This window comes from Orenia marismortui DSM 5156, from assembly GCF_000379025.1.
GTDB lineage: Bacteria > Bacillota > Halanaerobiia > Halobacteroidales > Halobacteroidaceae > Orenia > Orenia marismortui.
Map to the genome: position 1 here is coordinate 714,863 of NZ_KB900617.1, position 15,722 is coordinate 730,584.

At 31.5% G+C, this 15,722-nt stretch carries 18 protein-coding genes; all 18 read right to left on the minus strand.

What is annotated here, in order from left to right; all coding sequences use genetic code 11:
• Window positions 1-15: 15 nt before the first annotated feature.
• The 18 genes from rodA to OREMA_RS0103305 all read right to left on the minus strand — a co-directional run bounded on the left by rodA (window position 16) and on the right by OREMA_RS0103305 (window position 15,714).
• The gene (gene rodA / locus OREMA_RS0103220; protein ID WP_018247846.1) at window positions 16-1,122 is read right to left on the minus strand and encodes a rod shape-determining protein RodA; all 1,107 of its coding nucleotides are present in this window, start codon (window positions 1,120-1,122) and stop codon (window positions 16-18) included.
• A gap of 249 nt (window positions 1,123-1,371) precedes the next feature.
• Complete coding sequence (gene minE / locus OREMA_RS0103225) at window positions 1,372-1,638, minus strand: cell division topological specificity factor MinE (RefSeq protein WP_018247847.1); 267 nt, start codon at window positions 1,636-1,638, stop codon at window positions 1,372-1,374.
• Window positions 1,639-1,816: 178 nt separating this feature from the next.
• Complete coding sequence (gene minD / locus OREMA_RS0103230; RefSeq protein ID WP_018247848.1) at window positions 1,817-2,608, minus strand: septum site-determining protein MinD; 792 nt, start codon at window positions 2,606-2,608, stop codon at window positions 1,817-1,819.
• 14 nt (window positions 2,609-2,622) lie between these two features.
• Complete coding sequence (gene minC / locus OREMA_RS0103235) at window positions 2,623-3,234, minus strand: septum site-determining protein MinC (RefSeq protein WP_018247849.1); 612 nt, start codon at window positions 3,232-3,234, stop codon at window positions 2,623-2,625.
• A gap of 104 nt (window positions 3,235-3,338) precedes the next feature.
• A complete protein-coding gene (gene mrdA / locus OREMA_RS0103240) occupies window positions 3,339-5,174 on the minus strand; it encodes a penicillin-binding protein 2 (RefSeq protein WP_018247850.1) in 1,836 nt (611 codons plus the stop codon).
• Window positions 5,171-5,671 carry a rod shape-determining protein MreD gene (mreD, locus tag OREMA_RS0103245; RefSeq protein WP_018247851.1) on the minus strand — a complete coding sequence of 167 codons (501 nt, stop codon included), beginning with the start codon at window positions 5,669-5,671 and terminating at the stop codon, window positions 5,171-5,173. Before mreD ends, mrdA begins: the two co-directional genes overlap by 4 nt.
• Entirely contained in the window at window positions 5,671-6,558 is an 888-nt protein-coding gene (gene mreC / locus OREMA_RS0103250; protein ID WP_018247852.1) for a rod shape-determining protein MreC, read from the minus strand. Before mreC ends, mreD begins: the two co-directional genes overlap by 1 nt.
• Before the next feature lie 50 nt (window positions 6,559-6,608).
• On the minus strand, window positions 6,609-7,673 hold the full coding sequence (locus OREMA_RS0103255; protein ID WP_018247853.1) for a rod shape-determining protein: 1,065 nt from the start codon (window positions 7,671-7,673) through the stop codon (window positions 6,609-6,611).
• A 28-nt stretch (window positions 7,674-7,701) separates the two neighbouring features.
• Window positions 7,702-8,385 (minus strand): RadC family protein, encoded by a 684-nt coding sequence (gene radC, locus OREMA_RS0103260; protein ID WP_018247854.1) that lies wholly within the window; start codon window positions 8,383-8,385, stop codon window positions 7,702-7,704.
• Between the two features lies 1 nt (window position 8,386).
• On the minus strand, window positions 8,387-8,959 hold the full coding sequence (locus tag OREMA_RS0103265) for a Maf family protein (RefSeq protein WP_018247855.1): 573 nt from the start codon (window positions 8,957-8,959) through the stop codon (window positions 8,387-8,389).
• Window positions 8,960-9,007: 48 nt separating this feature from the next.
• Window positions 9,008-9,538: a Gx transporter family protein gene (locus OREMA_RS0103270; protein WP_018247856.1), complete on the minus strand. Its 531-nt coding sequence runs from the start codon at window positions 9,536-9,538 to the stop codon at window positions 9,008-9,010.
• A 747-nt stretch (window positions 9,539-10,285) separates the two neighbouring features.
• Window positions 10,286-10,882 (minus strand): hypothetical protein, encoded by a 597-nt coding sequence (locus tag OREMA_RS18165; protein WP_018247857.1) that lies wholly within the window; start codon window positions 10,880-10,882, stop codon window positions 10,286-10,288.
• Window positions 10,883-10,976: 94 nt separating this feature from the next.
• Window positions 10,977-11,621: a hypothetical protein gene (locus OREMA_RS0103280; protein WP_018247858.1), complete on the minus strand. Its 645-nt coding sequence runs from the start codon at window positions 11,619-11,621 to the stop codon at window positions 10,977-10,979.
• 192 nt (window positions 11,622-11,813) lie between these two features.
• Window positions 11,814-12,824, minus strand: coding sequence for an RnfABCDGE type electron transport complex subunit B (locus tag OREMA_RS0103285; protein ID WP_018247859.1), 1,011 nt, complete (start codon window positions 12,822-12,824; stop codon window positions 11,814-11,816).
• A gap of 79 nt (window positions 12,825-12,903) precedes the next feature.
• A complete protein-coding gene (gene rsxA / locus OREMA_RS0103290) occupies window positions 12,904-13,497 on the minus strand; it encodes an electron transport complex subunit RsxA (protein ID WP_018247860.1) in 594 nt (197 codons plus the stop codon).
• Between the two features lie 94 nt (window positions 13,498-13,591).
• The gene (rsxE, locus tag OREMA_RS0103295; protein WP_018247861.1) at window positions 13,592-14,254 is read right to left on the minus strand and encodes an electron transport complex subunit RsxE; all 663 of its coding nucleotides are present in this window, start codon (window positions 14,252-14,254) and stop codon (window positions 13,592-13,594) included.
• 1 nt (window position 14,255) lies between these two features.
• Window positions 14,256-14,801 carry an RnfABCDGE type electron transport complex subunit G gene (locus tag OREMA_RS0103300; RefSeq protein ID WP_018247862.1) on the minus strand — a complete coding sequence of 182 codons (546 nt, stop codon included), beginning with the start codon at window positions 14,799-14,801 and terminating at the stop codon, window positions 14,256-14,258.
• The gene (locus OREMA_RS0103305) at window positions 14,794-15,714 is read right to left on the minus strand and encodes an RnfABCDGE type electron transport complex subunit D (protein WP_018247863.1); all 921 of its coding nucleotides are present in this window, start codon (window positions 15,712-15,714) and stop codon (window positions 14,794-14,796) included. The genes OREMA_RS0103300 and OREMA_RS0103305 overlap by 8 nt, the downstream gene beginning before the upstream one ends.
• Between the last annotated feature and the right edge of the window lie 8 nt (window positions 15,715-15,722).

Consider the following 15,722-nt stretch of genomic DNA (forward strand, 5'->3'; position numbering starts at 1 on the left):
ACTAATTCTTATTTACTAAAATAACATTTTCTTTCTCCTAATATTAACATTAATTATAATACCTATAGCTATTAAATTAGTAACCAAGGAACTACCCCCATAACTCAAAAAAGGTAAAGGGATTCCAGTAACAGGCATTATTCCAATAGCCATTCCTACATTCTCTAAAATATGAAAAGTGAACATTGATAATATACCTATAACAACTAATTCACCAAATTTATCTTTAGCTTCTCTAGCCACCTTAACTCCACGACATAATAAAATAAAATAAAATATTAAAATAATGACTGCACCTAAAAATCCTAATTCTTCACCTAATACAGAAAATATAAAATCTGTATGGCGTTCTGGCAAAAAATTCAATTGATTCTGTGTTCCTCCAAATAATCCCTTACCTAATCCCCCACCTGATCCAATTGCTATCTTGGACTGAATAACATTATATCCAGCTCCTAGAGGATCTAATTGAGGATTCACTAATACTAATAACCGATTTAATTGGTATTGTTTTAATGGTATAAAAACTCCAAACTTTAGATGTAACCATATCCACGTTACAACACTACCTAATCCACCCAAAAAAGTACCTAATAAGAAATTAGCATTAGCTCCAGCTACATAAATCATACCAACAAAAATCGCTAATAATACTAAGGCTGAACCTAAATCATTTTGTAATAATACTAACGCAAAAGGAATAGCAATATATATTCCAGGCACAATTAAACCTAATATATATTTAACATTATATCTTTCTTTTGCTAGCACATCAGCTAAAGTAATAATTACTGCTAACTTAGCTGTTTCAGCAGGCTGAAAGTTAACTGGTCCTAGTCTAAGCCATCCTTGTCCTCCTTTTACAGTCTTACCTAAAAACAGGATAATAACTAAAATAAGAATATTAGAGATATAAATAATATTAACATAATCACGCAAAACTCTATAATCTATAAACAAAATTAACATTATGGCTAATATTCCTAAGGCTGTAGCTAAAACTTGCTTCTTTAGAAAACTATTCTCTAAAAGGGGACTCCCCTTATCATAAGTAGCACTACCAATAATAATCAAGCCGCTTATAATTAATAACAAGGTAATAATAGGAATAATATAGTCCATATTCTTTAATAATTTCTTAAATTTAATCCCCTCCTAACTATATATATTTATTTATAAATCAATCTAATTTAATACAAATTAATATCAAATATCCAATATAACTATTTAACTTATAATATTGTTCCTGTTCATTAATAAATTATATAATATCAATTAAGATTAGTCCACTAAAGATTAAGACCAGGTTAATTAACCTGGTCTTATCTTCTTAACCCAATTATTGAATAAAATATATAAATAAAATAACAGTTATCTCTTCTTCAAACTCTTAACTGGTATATTAGCTATTAAAGCTACAGAATTATCTTGACGATCTAGTTCCATATCTATTCTTTCATCATCAATCTCTAAGTATTTAGAGATTACATCTATTAATTCTTCTTTCATTTCTTCTATCAGTTCTGGTGATACACCAATTCTATCATGGACTAAGACTAGCCTCAATCTCTCTTTAGCTAAATCCTTACTTGTTGTATTTTCCTTGTTATTAAAAAGGCCTTTCATCATATCTAACAAACTTTTCCCCTCCCCCAAACCTATCTTTATTTTAACAAGGGTTTATCCTAGGGTAATTCCTATAAGTTTATTTAATTAATCTATTATAATAATCAGATTTTTAATCCTAGTAATATTAATATCCTAACTATATAAATCCCTTTTATTATTTTAACCTAAATAATAAAACAATTACTATTTAATTCAAGCCAACTATTCTCTTTAATTTGCTCAATAGGCCTTCTTCTAAATTAATTAAAGGTACCTCTTCACCTTCAATTCTTCTAGTAATATTCCAAAATGCTTCCCCAGATTTAGAGTTATCTGTTAAAACTACAGGTTCTCCTTTATTAGTAGAGACCACAATTTTCTCATCTTCAGGCACTATTCCTAGTAATTTGATAGCCAAAATTTCAATCATATCCTCTATATCCATCATATCTCCTCTATTAATCATATCAATTCTAACTCGGTTAACAATTAATTGAGGATCATGTACCCCTTCAGCCTCTAACATTCCTATAATTCTATCTGCATCTCTAACAGCAGAAACTTCTGGAGTAGTGACTACAACTGCTTCATCTGCTCCTGCAATTGCATTTTTAAAACCTTGCTCAATTCCAGCTGGGGAATCAACTAAAACATAATCAAAATCCTCTTTTAGTTGATTACATAACTCAGCCATTTGTTCAGGATTCACTGCAGTTTTATCCCTGGTTTGAGCAGCAGGTAAAAGACATAAACTGCTATATCTTTTATCTTTAATTAAAGCTTGGTCTAATCGACAGTTACCTTCAACTATATCAACTATATCATATACAATCCTATTCTCTAATCCTAATACGACGTCCAGGTTTCTCAAACCAATATCAGCATCTATTAATACTACTTTCTTTCCTAACTTAGCTAAACCTGTTCCTAAATTTGCAGTTGTAGTGGTCTTTCCAACTCCACCCTTGCCTGATGTTATAACATAAACCTTTCCAACCATTAAAATTACCCCCTTTACTTTCTCAAATATTCTATAATGATATATTTGCCCTTCAAAAATGCAATTTCTGGAGTACCAGGAGAGTTTGGAGGAATATCAGGAGAACGACTAATACAATTGGCAATTCTAAGTTGGGTCGGTTCTAATCTAAAAGCAGATATAGTGGAATCAACATCTCCATTTGCACCAGCATGAGCAATGCCTCTAAAATGGCCCATAACTACTATATCACCTTCTGCTACTACTTCAGCTCCTGGATTAACATCGCCTAAAATTACAATATTCCCTTGAAATCTCACTGTCTGTCCTGATCTAATTGTGCGCTTAACTAATAAAGTGTCTCCTTCTTCTTGAGCATCAACAAAACTATTATCATTATTAATAAATTCTATTACAGATATACCTCCCTGGGCTCTAAATATCTTTAATAATTCCTTTTTTTCTTCAGTAGATAATCTTCTTCTACCTAATTTAACCTTAACTATCATATCATCATTAAAAAAATCTCCTGCTTGAATAAATTTATCTCTTAATTCTTCTTTTATACTGTTAAATTCTAATTGATCATTTAGAATTATAATAAGACCTTCTAGATCACCTTTAAAAATCACTCCACTACTTAGCATATTTCTTCCTCCTAGACTACCAATTAAATTAACATTCTATGATATATGCTAAATCTACCATTTGAATTTATATAAGCTGTCAATCACACACTTTATCTTAGATTCTAAGAATCTTTATCTGTTAATTCCAAGTCAAAATAATCCTGAATAATTTCTTTTGCTATCGGTAATGTATTAGCACTTGAAGATCCATATTCAATAAACACAACTATTGCAAGCTCTGGTTTTTCAAAGGGTACAAACCCTGCAAACCATCCATGGTTTGGTCTGCCTTTACCAGTTTGAGCTGTTCCTGTTTTACCTGCTACATTAATAGGAAGATCCTCAAAGGCTCTTCTTGCAGTACCATAAGTTGTAACTCCCTTCATACCTTCCTTAACTATTTTTAAAGTATTATTAGAAACAGGCAATTCATTTAATAGCTTAGGCTTTAAATCTTTAATTACTCTACCATCTTTATCGACTATTTTATCAACTAATAAAGGTTGATATAATTGGCCACCATTAGCTATTGCACTAACTAAATTAACTAACTGAATAGGTGAAGTTCTTAAGTTACCTTGTCCAATCGATAAGTTAATCGTATAGCCAGGATACCATATCTTATCTACCCGATCTTTAAAATAGTTTCTTCTCCACTCTGGATCTGGTACCAATCCCTCAGACTCATTTTTTAAATCTATATTAGTCTTATTACCTAGACCAAATTGATGAGCATACCACTGTAATATAGTTTTATCTTTATTATATAACTGATGTCCAATCTTATAAAAAACAGTATTATTTGACCAAGCGATCCCTTCAAGAAAACTCAATTTACCTTGACCAGCAGTTGCCCAGTTATTAAATCTAACTCCACCAGTTTCATAATATCCTGGATCGTAAAATTCAGTATCAGCTTTAATCCCTAACTCTTCCATTCCTGCTGTAGCTGTTACTAACTTAAAGATTGAACCCGATGGGGCACTAGTTCTAATTGCCCTGTTAAACATTGGTTTTTTCGGATCAGTATTTAATTTATTCCACTCTTTTTGGGATATCCCACCTACAAACACATTAGAATCATATTCTGGTAAGCTAGCCATCGCCAAAATACTACTATCATCAGGATTCATCACAATAACAGCTCCACCTCTAGGAGGTTCACTAATATCTTCATCACTTTTAGCCTTTTGAGATAAGAAATCCAGATGATCTTTTAATATCTTTTCGACAGAACTTTGTAAGTCATAATCTAAATTAAGAACTAAATCGTAACCAGATATTGGCTCTTCAATACCTAAAGTCCTTACTTTTTCACCTACATTATTGACTTCTACTAACTCTTTTCCTTCTTTGCCTTGCAAATAATCTTCATAGTATAATTCTAAACCTGTTTTACCAATAACATCTCCAACATCATAACCCTGTCCTTTTAACTTATCTAATTTGCTAGCAGAAATTTCTCCTACATAACCCAAAACATGACTAGCCAATTGCTCATAAACATATTCCCTCATAGGTACCTTCTCTAAAATAATTCCTGGTAATTCACTTTTATACTCTTCTAATAAGATTAACTCTTCACGACTTATATTCCTTTTTAATCTAAGTATTTTCTGAGGGTTTGATTTACTAATCTTATCCTTAATAGACTGATAGTCTAATTTAATAAGTTCTGTTAATTTATCTAAAAGAAGATCTACATCATCAACTTCATTGGGAATAATAGATAAAGTGTAAGCAAGCTTATTAGAAACCAAAACTTTTTTATTACGGTCATAAATTTTCCCTCTAGGAGCACTAATTGATCTCAGAGAGGTTCTATTCCCTTCAGATAACTCTTTAAAAATATCCCCTTTATAAATTTGTAAATAATAAAGCCTGCCTATTAACAAAAGAAAAATTAATGCTATGATAATTGTAAATTTAATTAGTCTTTTGTCACTACTATAACTCATCTTGAAGAGTTCCTCCTAGCTAAATAATTATCAATCTTATTAATAATTAAATTTATAATTATGGATAAGATTGAATTATAGATTAATAATGGTATAACAACAGATTTTATCATAGCTTCTATAGAAATTTTAGTTAATAAATAGTCACTAAAAATAATAATTAATAGCTGATTAAATATAGTAGCAATTGCAACTACTAATGGAGGCACTGATATATTCTTTGGGTAAATATTCTTTTTAAGAAATCCAAATAAATAACCTATAATAGTTTTACTAATGGCATTAATTCCAAATAGACCACCAGAAAACCAATCTTGCAATAGACCAGTAATAAAACCTAAAATTCCACCTGCTGTCTTCCCTCGATTAATAGCCAAAAGAGTAACTATAATTAATAATAAATCTGGTATAGTATTGTTAAATAAATTAGAAGGAATAAGAGCCGTTTGTAAAATAAAGAGAACTAAAACTAAAGCACCATATAAGAAATATACCATCAATCTACATCCCCTTTAAATTCAGGATAAGCATCTAAAGGCTTTAGTAGATTCTTCTTAGTACTAAAATCGGTAATGATTAATACTTCCTCAATCTTATCAAATTCAACAAAAGGATTTAACATTGCTAATTGTGTTAAACCATAATTATCAGGACTTACTGATATAACTTTTCCTATTGGTAGTCCTTTAGGATAATACTGTGATAAACCAGAAGTAACAATAATATCACCTATTTTAATATCAGCATCCCAAGATAAATTATTCATGATCAATCTATTATCCTGAGCTTGTCCTTTTACTATACCTAAATCTCGCGATTCATCCCTTCGAACTAATCCGCCAGTTACAAAATTACTATCATTAATTAATAAAATTTGTGAAGTATGGGCAGTAACTTGTTGGACAATACCTATTAGATAACCATTCTTAGCTACCACAGGCATTTTACGTTTAATTCCTACTTTACTCCCCCGGTCAACAATCAAAACATTAGACCAATTATCAGCACTATGAGCAATAACTGAAGCCCCTACTATCTTGTAAGGAATATATTTTTTGAAATTCAAGGACTCTCTTAATCTCTGGTTTTGCCTGATAATTTTCTCCATTTGCTGCTGAAGATAAGACATTTGATCTAACTTATCTTTTAGTGCTTCATTCTCTTCTTTTACTCTTTGATAATCTAAGACAACTCTAAAAGTACTTTTAGAGAAATCTTTAACCCTATCCACTATAACAAAGGCTGGTTTTAATAAGTCAATTGCTAGACCTTCTACTTTATTATAATCTCTATCAGTCCCTACTAAATTAATAAACCTAATCAAAATTACAACAAATACAATAATTAATATTTTTTTGTGGTGTTCTTTAAAGGATTCAAACACATTTACCACCTTAATTTTAACTCTTATTTTTTAGTAAATTCAAAGCAGAATTAAGATAATCTTTTGGGCTTAATTAAAACATTCTTTAGATTATTTAACTCTTCTAACACTTTACCAGTACCATAAACCACAGAATCTAAAGGATCATCAGCTAAATATACTGGCATTCCAGTCTCTTTAGAGATAAGTTTATCTAATCCAGTCAATAATGATCCTCCTCCAGCCATTACAATTCCCCTATCCATAATATCAGCCGATAATTCTGGAGGTGTTTCTTCCAAAGTACTTTTAACTGCTCTAATAATATCATTAACTGGTTCTTTTAAAGCTTTTTGAATCTCTTCTGCAGTAATTGTAATTGTTTTTGGTAAGCCATTTACCAAATCTCGACCTCTAATATCCATTGAATCATTTAAAGAAATTTCAGAATTAGAATCAATATAAGCTGAGCCAATAGAAATTTTAATCTGTTCAGCAGTTCTTTCTCCAATCATTAAGTTGTATGTGTTTTTAATATAATGAATAATAGCATCATCAAGCTCATCTCCACCAACTCTAATAGAATCTTTAGTTACAATTCCACCTAAAGATATTACTGCAACTTCTGTAGTTCCACCTCCTATATCTACAACCATATTACCTGTAGCCTCATGAACTGGTAACCCTGCCCCAATAGCAGCAGCCATTGGTTCTTCAATTAAATAAGCCTCTCTTGCTCCAGCATGTAATGATGCATCAATTACAGCCCTTTTTTCAACTTCTGTTACTCCAGAAGGTACACAAACAATAATTCTAGGCCTTACTAATCTTTTGCGCTTATGAGCTTTAGTAATAAAATACCTTAACATCTTTTCTGTAACCTCAAAGTCAGCTATAACGCCATCTTTCATAGGGCGAATAGCGACAATATTACCTGGTGTACGCCCTATCATCTTCTTTGCTTCATCTCCAACTGCTAGTACTTGTTCTTTAGAGCTAGAATTATTTTGAATAGCAACTACTGAAGGCTCTCTAATTAATACTCCTTTTCCTCGAATATATACTAAAGTATTAGCAGTACCCAAATCTATTCCCATATCTCTAGAAAATGGAGCTGTAAAAAAATTCATTACCATAACTATATTCCCCTTTCACAATTACAGTTTAAAATAATTTTTTAGATTTTAAACTAGTGTATTCATTTTTACCAATAATTAAATGATCTAAAACATCAATACCAACTATCTTCCCTACCTCACATAACCTTTTACTTAAATTTATATCTTCTAAACTAGGTGTTAAGTCACCACTTGGATGATTATGAGCTAAAATAATTGAAGCACTACTCTTTTTTATCGCATAACGAAAAACTTCACGTGGGTGTACTATAGAACTATTTAAGCTTCCTTTAGAAATCTCCTTAAGTCCTATAATTTGATTTTTAGTATCAAGAACTACAACTAGGAATTTTTCTTGATGACTATAACCTAACTTAGGAATTAAAATATCTGCTACATCATGGGGAGAAGTAACCTTGATTAAATTCACCTTCGAATTAACCAATCTCTTACTTAACTCTGCTACTGCCTTTAATTGTGTTGCTTTAGCTACTCCAATCCCTTTAATACCTTGTAACTCCTCTACACTATATTCTGCTAAACAATTTATTCCTTCACAAGCTATCAATAAATTATTTGCTAAATCTAATGCAGTCTTATTCTGAAACCCTGTTCTCAGTATTAAAGCCAACAGTTCTGCATTAGATAATTTCTCAGAGCCATACTTCACTAATTTTTCTCTTGGACGCTCTTCAAGTGGCATATCTTTAATAGTTATATACTTGCTCATATTAGCTCAAACTCACCTTTACGCCAAGCTTTTTAAGCATCTCTACTAATTTTACTAATGATAATCCCATCACATTATAAAAACAGCCATTAATTTCTTCCACAAAGATAGCCCCTTGATCCTGAATTCCATATCCTCCAGCCTTATCCATAGGACTACCAGTAGCTATATAAGCTTCAATCTCTTTTTCTTCTAATTCTCTAAAAGTAATAGTTGTTTCTTTGTAATCAGTTAAAGCATTATCTCCATCTATAATAGTAATTCCTGTCACAACTTGATGCTTGTTGCCACTTAAATCAGATAACATCTGATATGCTTCATTATAGTTCTTTGGTTTACCAAGAATTCTTCCATTTAAATTAACTATAGTATCAGCAGCAATAATAACGCCAGTTGCCTTCTTAGAAACATTCTTTGCTTTTAGATAAGATAGTTTTTTTACTAAAGTTCGACAATCTTTTTCTTTAATTTTAGATTCATCAACATCACTTACTGTTACTTTAAAGTCAATACCTATTTGTTCTAGCAACTTTTTCCTTCTTGGGGAAGCAGAAGCTAATATAAACTTCTTCATATCTATTCCTCCAAAACAGGCTATAATTAGCCCCAGCTATTTAATTCTTTAATTAGTCTCAAATTCCTTCTTATTCAACAAATCAAATTTTAAATATTTTTCCAACTTAATAATAAGCAGAGCCACAAATATTCCCGTTGGTAAAGATAAGATCAATAAATAGGGCAAATAAAACAATAATCTCCAATTATCAATTAAAGTAGCAGCCATTAGTACCTGAGCAAAATTATGAGAAGCTGCTCCTAAAATACTGATACCAATTATACTAAATTTAGAACTATAATAATAAAATAGACTCATAACTAAAAGACTTAATAAACCACCTGTCAAACTCAAAAAAAAGCTAGTTGTCAAAAAAGTCCCTGCCAATACAGAAGAAATGATTATCCTTAAAAGAGAAACTTGTAATCCACTAATAAAACCATACTTTAATATAACAAAAAGAGTAATAATATTTGCCAAACCTAATTTAGCGCCTGGAAAGATCATAGTTGTAGGCAACATAAACTCTAAAATATGTAATATAATAGCTCCTGAAACCAATAGAGCTAAGTTAATTTGTTTTTTAATGAATTTCATTAATATAAACTCTCCTTCAATATTATAACAATATTTACCCCTTTATAAACACTAAATATAAAATTTTTATCTATCATTCTATAACTTGGAGCTAAAATAGAGCAATAATCGCTTTTCAAGTACAACTACATACAATTATAACATGACTATAAGCTAATTGTTATAGATTTGTGCATAAAACCTGATGGGATTGCAGTCTTTACCACGAAAAGTCCGATAGGACTTGTAGGATCAGGATGTAAACACCAACAATAGATACTACTCTTGATTTATGATAAACCATTCCCAATTAAGGTAACCCTAAAAACTGAATATATAGAGTTGTGGTAGGAATCAGTAGCAAAAACCACTTTGTAATAAATAACATTCGAGCCTAAAAATCAAGACTCTTCGTGCTAAACATACCGTAGGGTGTACGGGATTGGATTTATCACGAAGAGTTTTTATTAGAAACTCGTAGGTAGACCTTTGGAAAAACTCTAAGACCTCTTTTTTTACTTAATACTTGATATTAAGAAAAAAATAAGCTCCTTTCTAGAAATAAGGAATCCACGCAAGATTGCCTTGTGGAGAGGCAAACTTAATATACTTTTCTATCAATTTAACTACTTATAATTATAAGTAGTTAAAGCGATGTTTCAGAATTAGACGTTAGGAAATGGCAGTTAGAAATAACTCACTAACCCCTATAACCTAACTACTAGCACCTAAAATATTGCAATATTATTATTAAATTGCATATTAAATTCACGTATCTATAGAAATATAATTAATTTTATTAATATAATCCTTTTTTATTAATACTCTTCCGATTTTAAAAGCTATAAAACACGATATAATAAAGATTATTGAAATAACAAATATATTTCCTCCAGTAATTCCCGCAACCAAACTAATGACTGCACCATCTAAATTCATAACTAACCCCAATATAAGCCCATCTAAAAAACCAAATTCTTTCTTCTCTTTAACTAAAGAAGGATAATATATTAATTTTGAAAAATTAATATATCTTGCTTTAGTCCCTAATTGATAATATCCACTTTTATTAGGAGAATCAGTTTTTATTATACCTCGATTATAAGCAATGATATCTTTTAAAATAATTGATCCAAAAATAATTAATATTATAATTCCAATTACCTTAGCCAAACTAACAGGAAAAAAATAAGTTAAAATTTGCCCAAATAAACCTAGACATATTAAGACAGAGTAACCAGATAAGAATGACATTACATAAACTATTAGCCTTAATTTAATATTAGATATTTCATAAATCATTCCATACAATAGACTATCTATGCTTATAGCTATAGATAAGAATAATAAAGAAAATAACTCCATACTCCTCCCTCCTTTCCTAATATATTTTATTAAGAAGGGAAGATAATGTGCTTTGACTTTGCATATCTTAGATTATAATTATTAATTTATAAGCTTAAATACCCCAAAAACTTATAATCTCATCTACAATCTCTCCCCAATTCTTTGTACTTGTATCTAAAATAAGCTTTGGCAAACTACTTCTATCTACTAACATCCTTTTATTCTGCTGTTGCTGATAATAATAATTTACTATCTCTTTATTACTATTAGCAAATCTAGATATATACTTTCTCCATTCTTCTCCTCTACTATGTATTATTCTTTCTTCCATAACCTTCTTTTCCATAGTTAAAAAACATAACTTACTATTTAACTTTAGTAAACGTTGATCAACATCAATCACATCTTCCCAGCCCATATGACTAAAATAATTAGCATGGGTAAGATGGAATCGTTCTAAAATAAATCCATATCTATGTTCTTTCTTATCTCCTATCCAACCTCTTTTTTGATAATATATTTTATACTTCTCCAAAGGAGTTAATATATCATTTAATAAATTCAGATTATCATCTTTAGTAATTTTACCTTTATTATCCTTCCTCTCCAACACCCTTTGAGTAATATCTTCTCCAAATGTAAACAAAGACATAAAATCTCGATTTATGATTTCAGATCTACTTAGCATTTCACTAATAATTGTACTCTTTCCTGTAGCAGGTATCCCTTCAAGGATAATTCCAGTAGTTTGACTCATTATTTAACTCCCCTTAATATTCAATTAATAATATAATATCATTTTATAACTTTATAAAAGCTTAATCAAACTTTAAATATTGTTAAAATAACAATATAATTTCATATTATTTTAAAATAAATCAAAAATAGTAAAGAAAGAAAAAAGGATATAAATAATAAAGAATCAGCTAAATAGCTGATTCTTTATTATTTATTGATATTCAATTGCATCCTTTGGACAAGCCTTAATACATTGTTCACATTTCACACAAGATTCAGTGTTAATTTCATGCTTAGCACCAGCTTCACCTGTAATACAATCTACTGGACACTTCTTAGCACAAAGAGTACAGCCTACACAGTCATCAGTTACTACTAATACCTCTTCTTTTTCTACTTCATCAAGTTCTATACTTTCAAAAGGAGTTTCTAAAATAGCATTTGTTGGACATACATTAACACAAACACCACATCCAATACACTTATGAGAATCAACAACTGCTAAGTTATCCTCCATCTCAATAGCATCCACTGGACATTTCTTCTCACAAAGAGTACAACCTATACAACCAATATCACAAACCTGTTTAACCTCTTTTCCTTTTAGAACAGATTTACATCTTGTCTCTATCTTTTCTGTATTACTTTTTAGCTCAATAATATTACGAGGGCATTCTATTACACACTTCTCACATCCAGTACATTTATCGGTATCTACTACTGGAATATCATTATTATTCATATAAATAGCATCAAAAGGACAAACACCTACACAATCTCCAAAACCTAAACAGCCATAAGAACAAGACTTGGAATCAGCAACCATATTAGCAGCACTACATTTAGGAATACCTTGATATTCAGCCTTAGCAAAGGTCTCTTCCCGTCCACCTTGGCATAAGACCTGAGCAATTTTTCTCTCTTCACAAGCAGTTCCTGCATCTATACCCATAATAGAAGCAACCTGTTCAGCAACTTCTACACCACCTACTGGGCATCCATCACAAACTGTTTCTTCCTTCACTACAGCCTCAGCAAAACTGGAACAGCCTGGATAACCACAAGCACCACAGTTAGCCCCTGGCAATACATCTTCTATCTCACCTTTACGTGGATCTTCTTCTACTGCAAATCTAACTGATGAATAAGCCAGTCCACCAGCAAATAATGCACCTAATATCCCCATACTTGGAATTGCACTCTTAAATATCTCTAAATCCATCTATTACACCTCCGTATATCAGTCACAGTTGACAAGTAATATTTACTATTCACTCATTACTTGTCACTCGTCACTGCTCTTAAAGTCCTGAAAACCCCATAAAAGCCATAGCCATCAAACCGGCAATCAATAAAGTAATAGGAGCTCCCTTTAAAGGCTCTGGTACATCAGCAAATTCTAATCTCTCTCTCATTCCAGCCATCAATACAATTGCTAAGGTAAATCCAGCACCTGCTCCCAATCCAAAGATAGTACTCTCAATAAAATTATAATTATTCATTTGAATCATTAGCGCCAATCCTAAGATAGCACAGTTAGTTGTAATTAGCGGTAAGAAGATACCTAAAGCTTTATATAACGGTGGACTCACCTTCTTAATTATCATCTCAGTCAACTGTACAAATGAAGCAATTACCAAAATAAAAGCCACATATTTTAAATATCCTAACCCTAAAGGAACCAAAATAAAAGAGTTAACAGCCCAAACACAAACAGCAGAAGTAGTCATTACAAAGGTTGTTGCTAAGCCCATACTAAAAGCTGTTGGTACTTCTTTAGAAACTCCTAAGAAAGGACAAATCCCTAAAAATTGAGATAGGATAAAGTTATTAGTTATCGCTGCAGTCATGAAAATCATTACTAAACTACTAAATAATTCTCCTAAATCGCCCATCTCTCAACCTCCTTTTTACATTTTAATTACTAGCCATTAGCATATTCATTACCTTGTACTAGCAGAAACTCGTCACTCGTCACTTGTCACTGAATTATACTGTATGGCAACTCTCTCCAGTAGAATCTTGAATATCTACCTTCACACTAGCTGCTCTATTTTTGAAGTAATTTATAATACCCAATACTGTACCTAAAGTTAAAAAGGCTCCTGCTGGCAAGACCATAATCAACCATGGTTGAAACCATTCGCCCATCACTTGCATCTCAATACCTGTTCCTCTAAATACAGTTCCAAAACCGATCACCTCACGGATAACACCTAAGAAAGTCAAAGCCCAAGTAAATCCTACACCCATTCCCAAAGCATCAGCAATAGAGCGATGTACAGGTTGCTTGGAAGCAAAGGATTCAGAACGACCTAAAATTAAACAGTTTACTACAATTAATGGAATAAATAACTTTAAAGATTCAGCAATTGTAGGTACATAAGCCTTAGCTGAATAATCAACTATCGTTACAAAAGTAGCAATAATAACAATAAAACTAGGAATTCTAACTTCATCAGGAATTAACTTCTTTACCAATGAGTTTACAATTCCTGAACCTAATAATACAAAACTAGTTGCTAATCCCATAGCTAATCCATTAGTTGCTGTATTAGTTACCGCTAAAGTTGGGCACATCCCCAACAACATTACAAAAACAGGATTCTCTTTCCATAACCCTTTAACAAAATCTTTCCATAAGGTTAGCACATTACTCACCTCCACCATAAGCCTGTTCTACTTTATAAATAGCATTCTTTAAGATATCACTTACTGCCTGAGAAGAAATTGTAGCTCCTGCAATTGCATCCACATCCTCTTTAGCTACAAATGCATCTGCAAAACTTTTCTCTTGGAATTGAGACTTAAACTCTTCTTCAGAAATTCTAGCTCCTAATCCAGGTGTATCTAATTGATCTAAAACCTTCACTTTTAATATCTTCTCATTAGCAATATCCATTCCAATCATCAAAATAATAGTACCTTGGAATCCATTACCTTGGTGTTGAAAAGCTACCCCAACAGGATTACCTGAGCCATCTAAACCTTGATATAAATCCAATCCACCTTTTTTAAGTTCTTTATATTTTACTGCTCCTGGAAGAACATCTAAAATAGCCTCTTTTTTAGCCTGAGCAGCATGCTCCTTGATTAAAGGTTTAGTTCCTTGATAAACAATGCTTAATATTAAAGCAGAAATGATCATAATCGAAGTCAATACGATTATAAGCCGTACATCTATCTTTTCTTTACCCATTTATCTTCACCTCTCCAAAAGCCCTTGGTAGAGTATATTTATCAATAATCGGGACAAACATATTCATTAGTAATATAGAATATAACACTCCTTCAGGAAGTCCTCCATAAACTCTGATAATTACTAATAAAATTCCACATCCAATACCAAAGATCCATCTACCTTTCTTAGTTACAGGAGTAGTAACCATATCAGTAGCCATAAAGAAGGCTCCTAACATAAGTCCTCCAGCTAATAGATGAAAAACAGGTCCACCTTTACCAACAAAAGTAGTTAATAATGCTACTGTTCCTAAATAACCCACTGGGATTCTCCAATCAATATAACCTTTGTAAAGTAAATATAATCCACCTAAAATAATAGCTGCAGCAGAAGTCTCACCTAATGACCCCGCAACTCTACCTAAAAACAAGTCCTTAATTGCAATCATATTTGGATCTCCACCTAAAGGTGTTGCAGATGATGTTACATCAACCATCTTCCAAGTAGTCATTGCTACTGGAAAACTAGCCAATAAAAAAGCACGTCCTACAAGAGCTGGATTAAAGAAATTATAACCCAACCCACCAAAAACCTGCTTTCCTAAAGCAATAGCTATAACACTTCCTAATATAGCCATCCAAATTGGTAATTGCGGAGGTAAGGTTAAAGCTAATAGTAGTCCTGTCAATAAAGCACTACCATCAATAATAGTTGCTGGAATTCCTCTTGCTTTCTGAAAACACCACTCTGTTATAATAGCTGTAACAGAACAGGTTATAATTAATACCAATGCTTGAATACCAAAATAATATACTGCGGCTAAAGTAGCAGGTAATAAAGCCAATACTACATTATACATAATATTGGATATCGATTCTTTACTTCTAATATGAGGCCCTGATGAAACTCTTAATCTAGCTTTACTAGTCATAACCTAAT

What these genes read in the sequence shown, in the direction of transcription:
- rodA (WP_018247846.1), bottom strand. Translation starts at nt 1,122, where the DNA reads ATGGACTATATTATTCCTATTATTACCTTGTTATTAATTATAAGCGGC.
- minD (WP_018247848.1), bottom strand. Translation starts at nt 2,608, where the DNA reads ATGGTTGGAAAGGTTTATGTTATAACATCAGGCAAGGGTGGAGTTGGA.
- minC (WP_018247849.1), bottom strand. Translation starts at nt 3,234, where the DNA reads ATGCTAAGTAGTGGAGTGATTTTTAAAGGTGATCTAGAAGGTCTTATT.
- mrdA (WP_018247850.1), bottom strand. Translation starts at nt 5,174, where the DNA reads ATGAGTTATAGTAGTGACAAAAGACTAATTAAATTTACAATTATCATA.
- mreD (WP_018247851.1), bottom strand. Translation starts at nt 5,671, where the DNA reads ATGGTATATTTCTTATATGGTGCTTTAGTTTTAGTTCTCTTTATTTTA.
- OREMA_RS0103255 (WP_018247853.1), bottom strand. Translation starts at nt 7,673, where the DNA reads ATGGTAATGAATTTTTTTACAGCTCCATTTTCTAGAGATATGGGAATA.
- radC (WP_018247854.1), bottom strand. Translation starts at nt 8,385, where the DNA reads ATGAGCAAGTATATAACTATTAAAGATATGCCACTTGAAGAGCGTCCA.
- OREMA_RS0103265 (WP_018247855.1), bottom strand. Translation starts at nt 8,959, where the DNA reads ATGAAGAAGTTTATATTAGCTTCTGCTTCCCCAAGAAGGAAAAAGTTG.
- OREMA_RS0103270 (WP_018247856.1), bottom strand. Translation starts at nt 9,538, where the DNA reads ATGAAATTCATTAAAAAACAAATTAACTTAGCTCTATTGGTTTCAGGA.
- OREMA_RS18165 (WP_018247857.1), bottom strand. Translation starts at nt 10,882, where the DNA reads ATGGAGTTATTTTCTTTATTATTCTTATCTATAGCTATAAGCATAGAT.
- OREMA_RS0103280 (WP_018247858.1), bottom strand. Translation starts at nt 11,621, where the DNA reads ATGAGTCAAACTACTGGAATTATCCTTGAAGGGATACCTGCTACAGGA.
- OREMA_RS0103285 (WP_018247859.1), bottom strand. Translation starts at nt 12,824, where the DNA reads ATGGATTTAGAGATATTTAAGAGTGCAATTCCAAGTATGGGGATATTA.
- rsxA (WP_018247860.1), bottom strand. Translation starts at nt 13,497, where the DNA reads ATGGGCGATTTAGGAGAATTATTTAGTAGTTTAGTAATGATTTTCATG.
- OREMA_RS0103300 (WP_018247862.1), bottom strand. Translation starts at nt 14,801, where the DNA reads ATGGGTAAAGAAAAGATAGATGTACGGCTTATAATCGTATTGACTTCG.
- OREMA_RS0103305 (WP_018247863.1), bottom strand. Translation starts at nt 15,714, where the DNA reads ATGACTAGTAAAGCTAGATTAAGAGTTTCATCAGGGCCTCATATTAGA.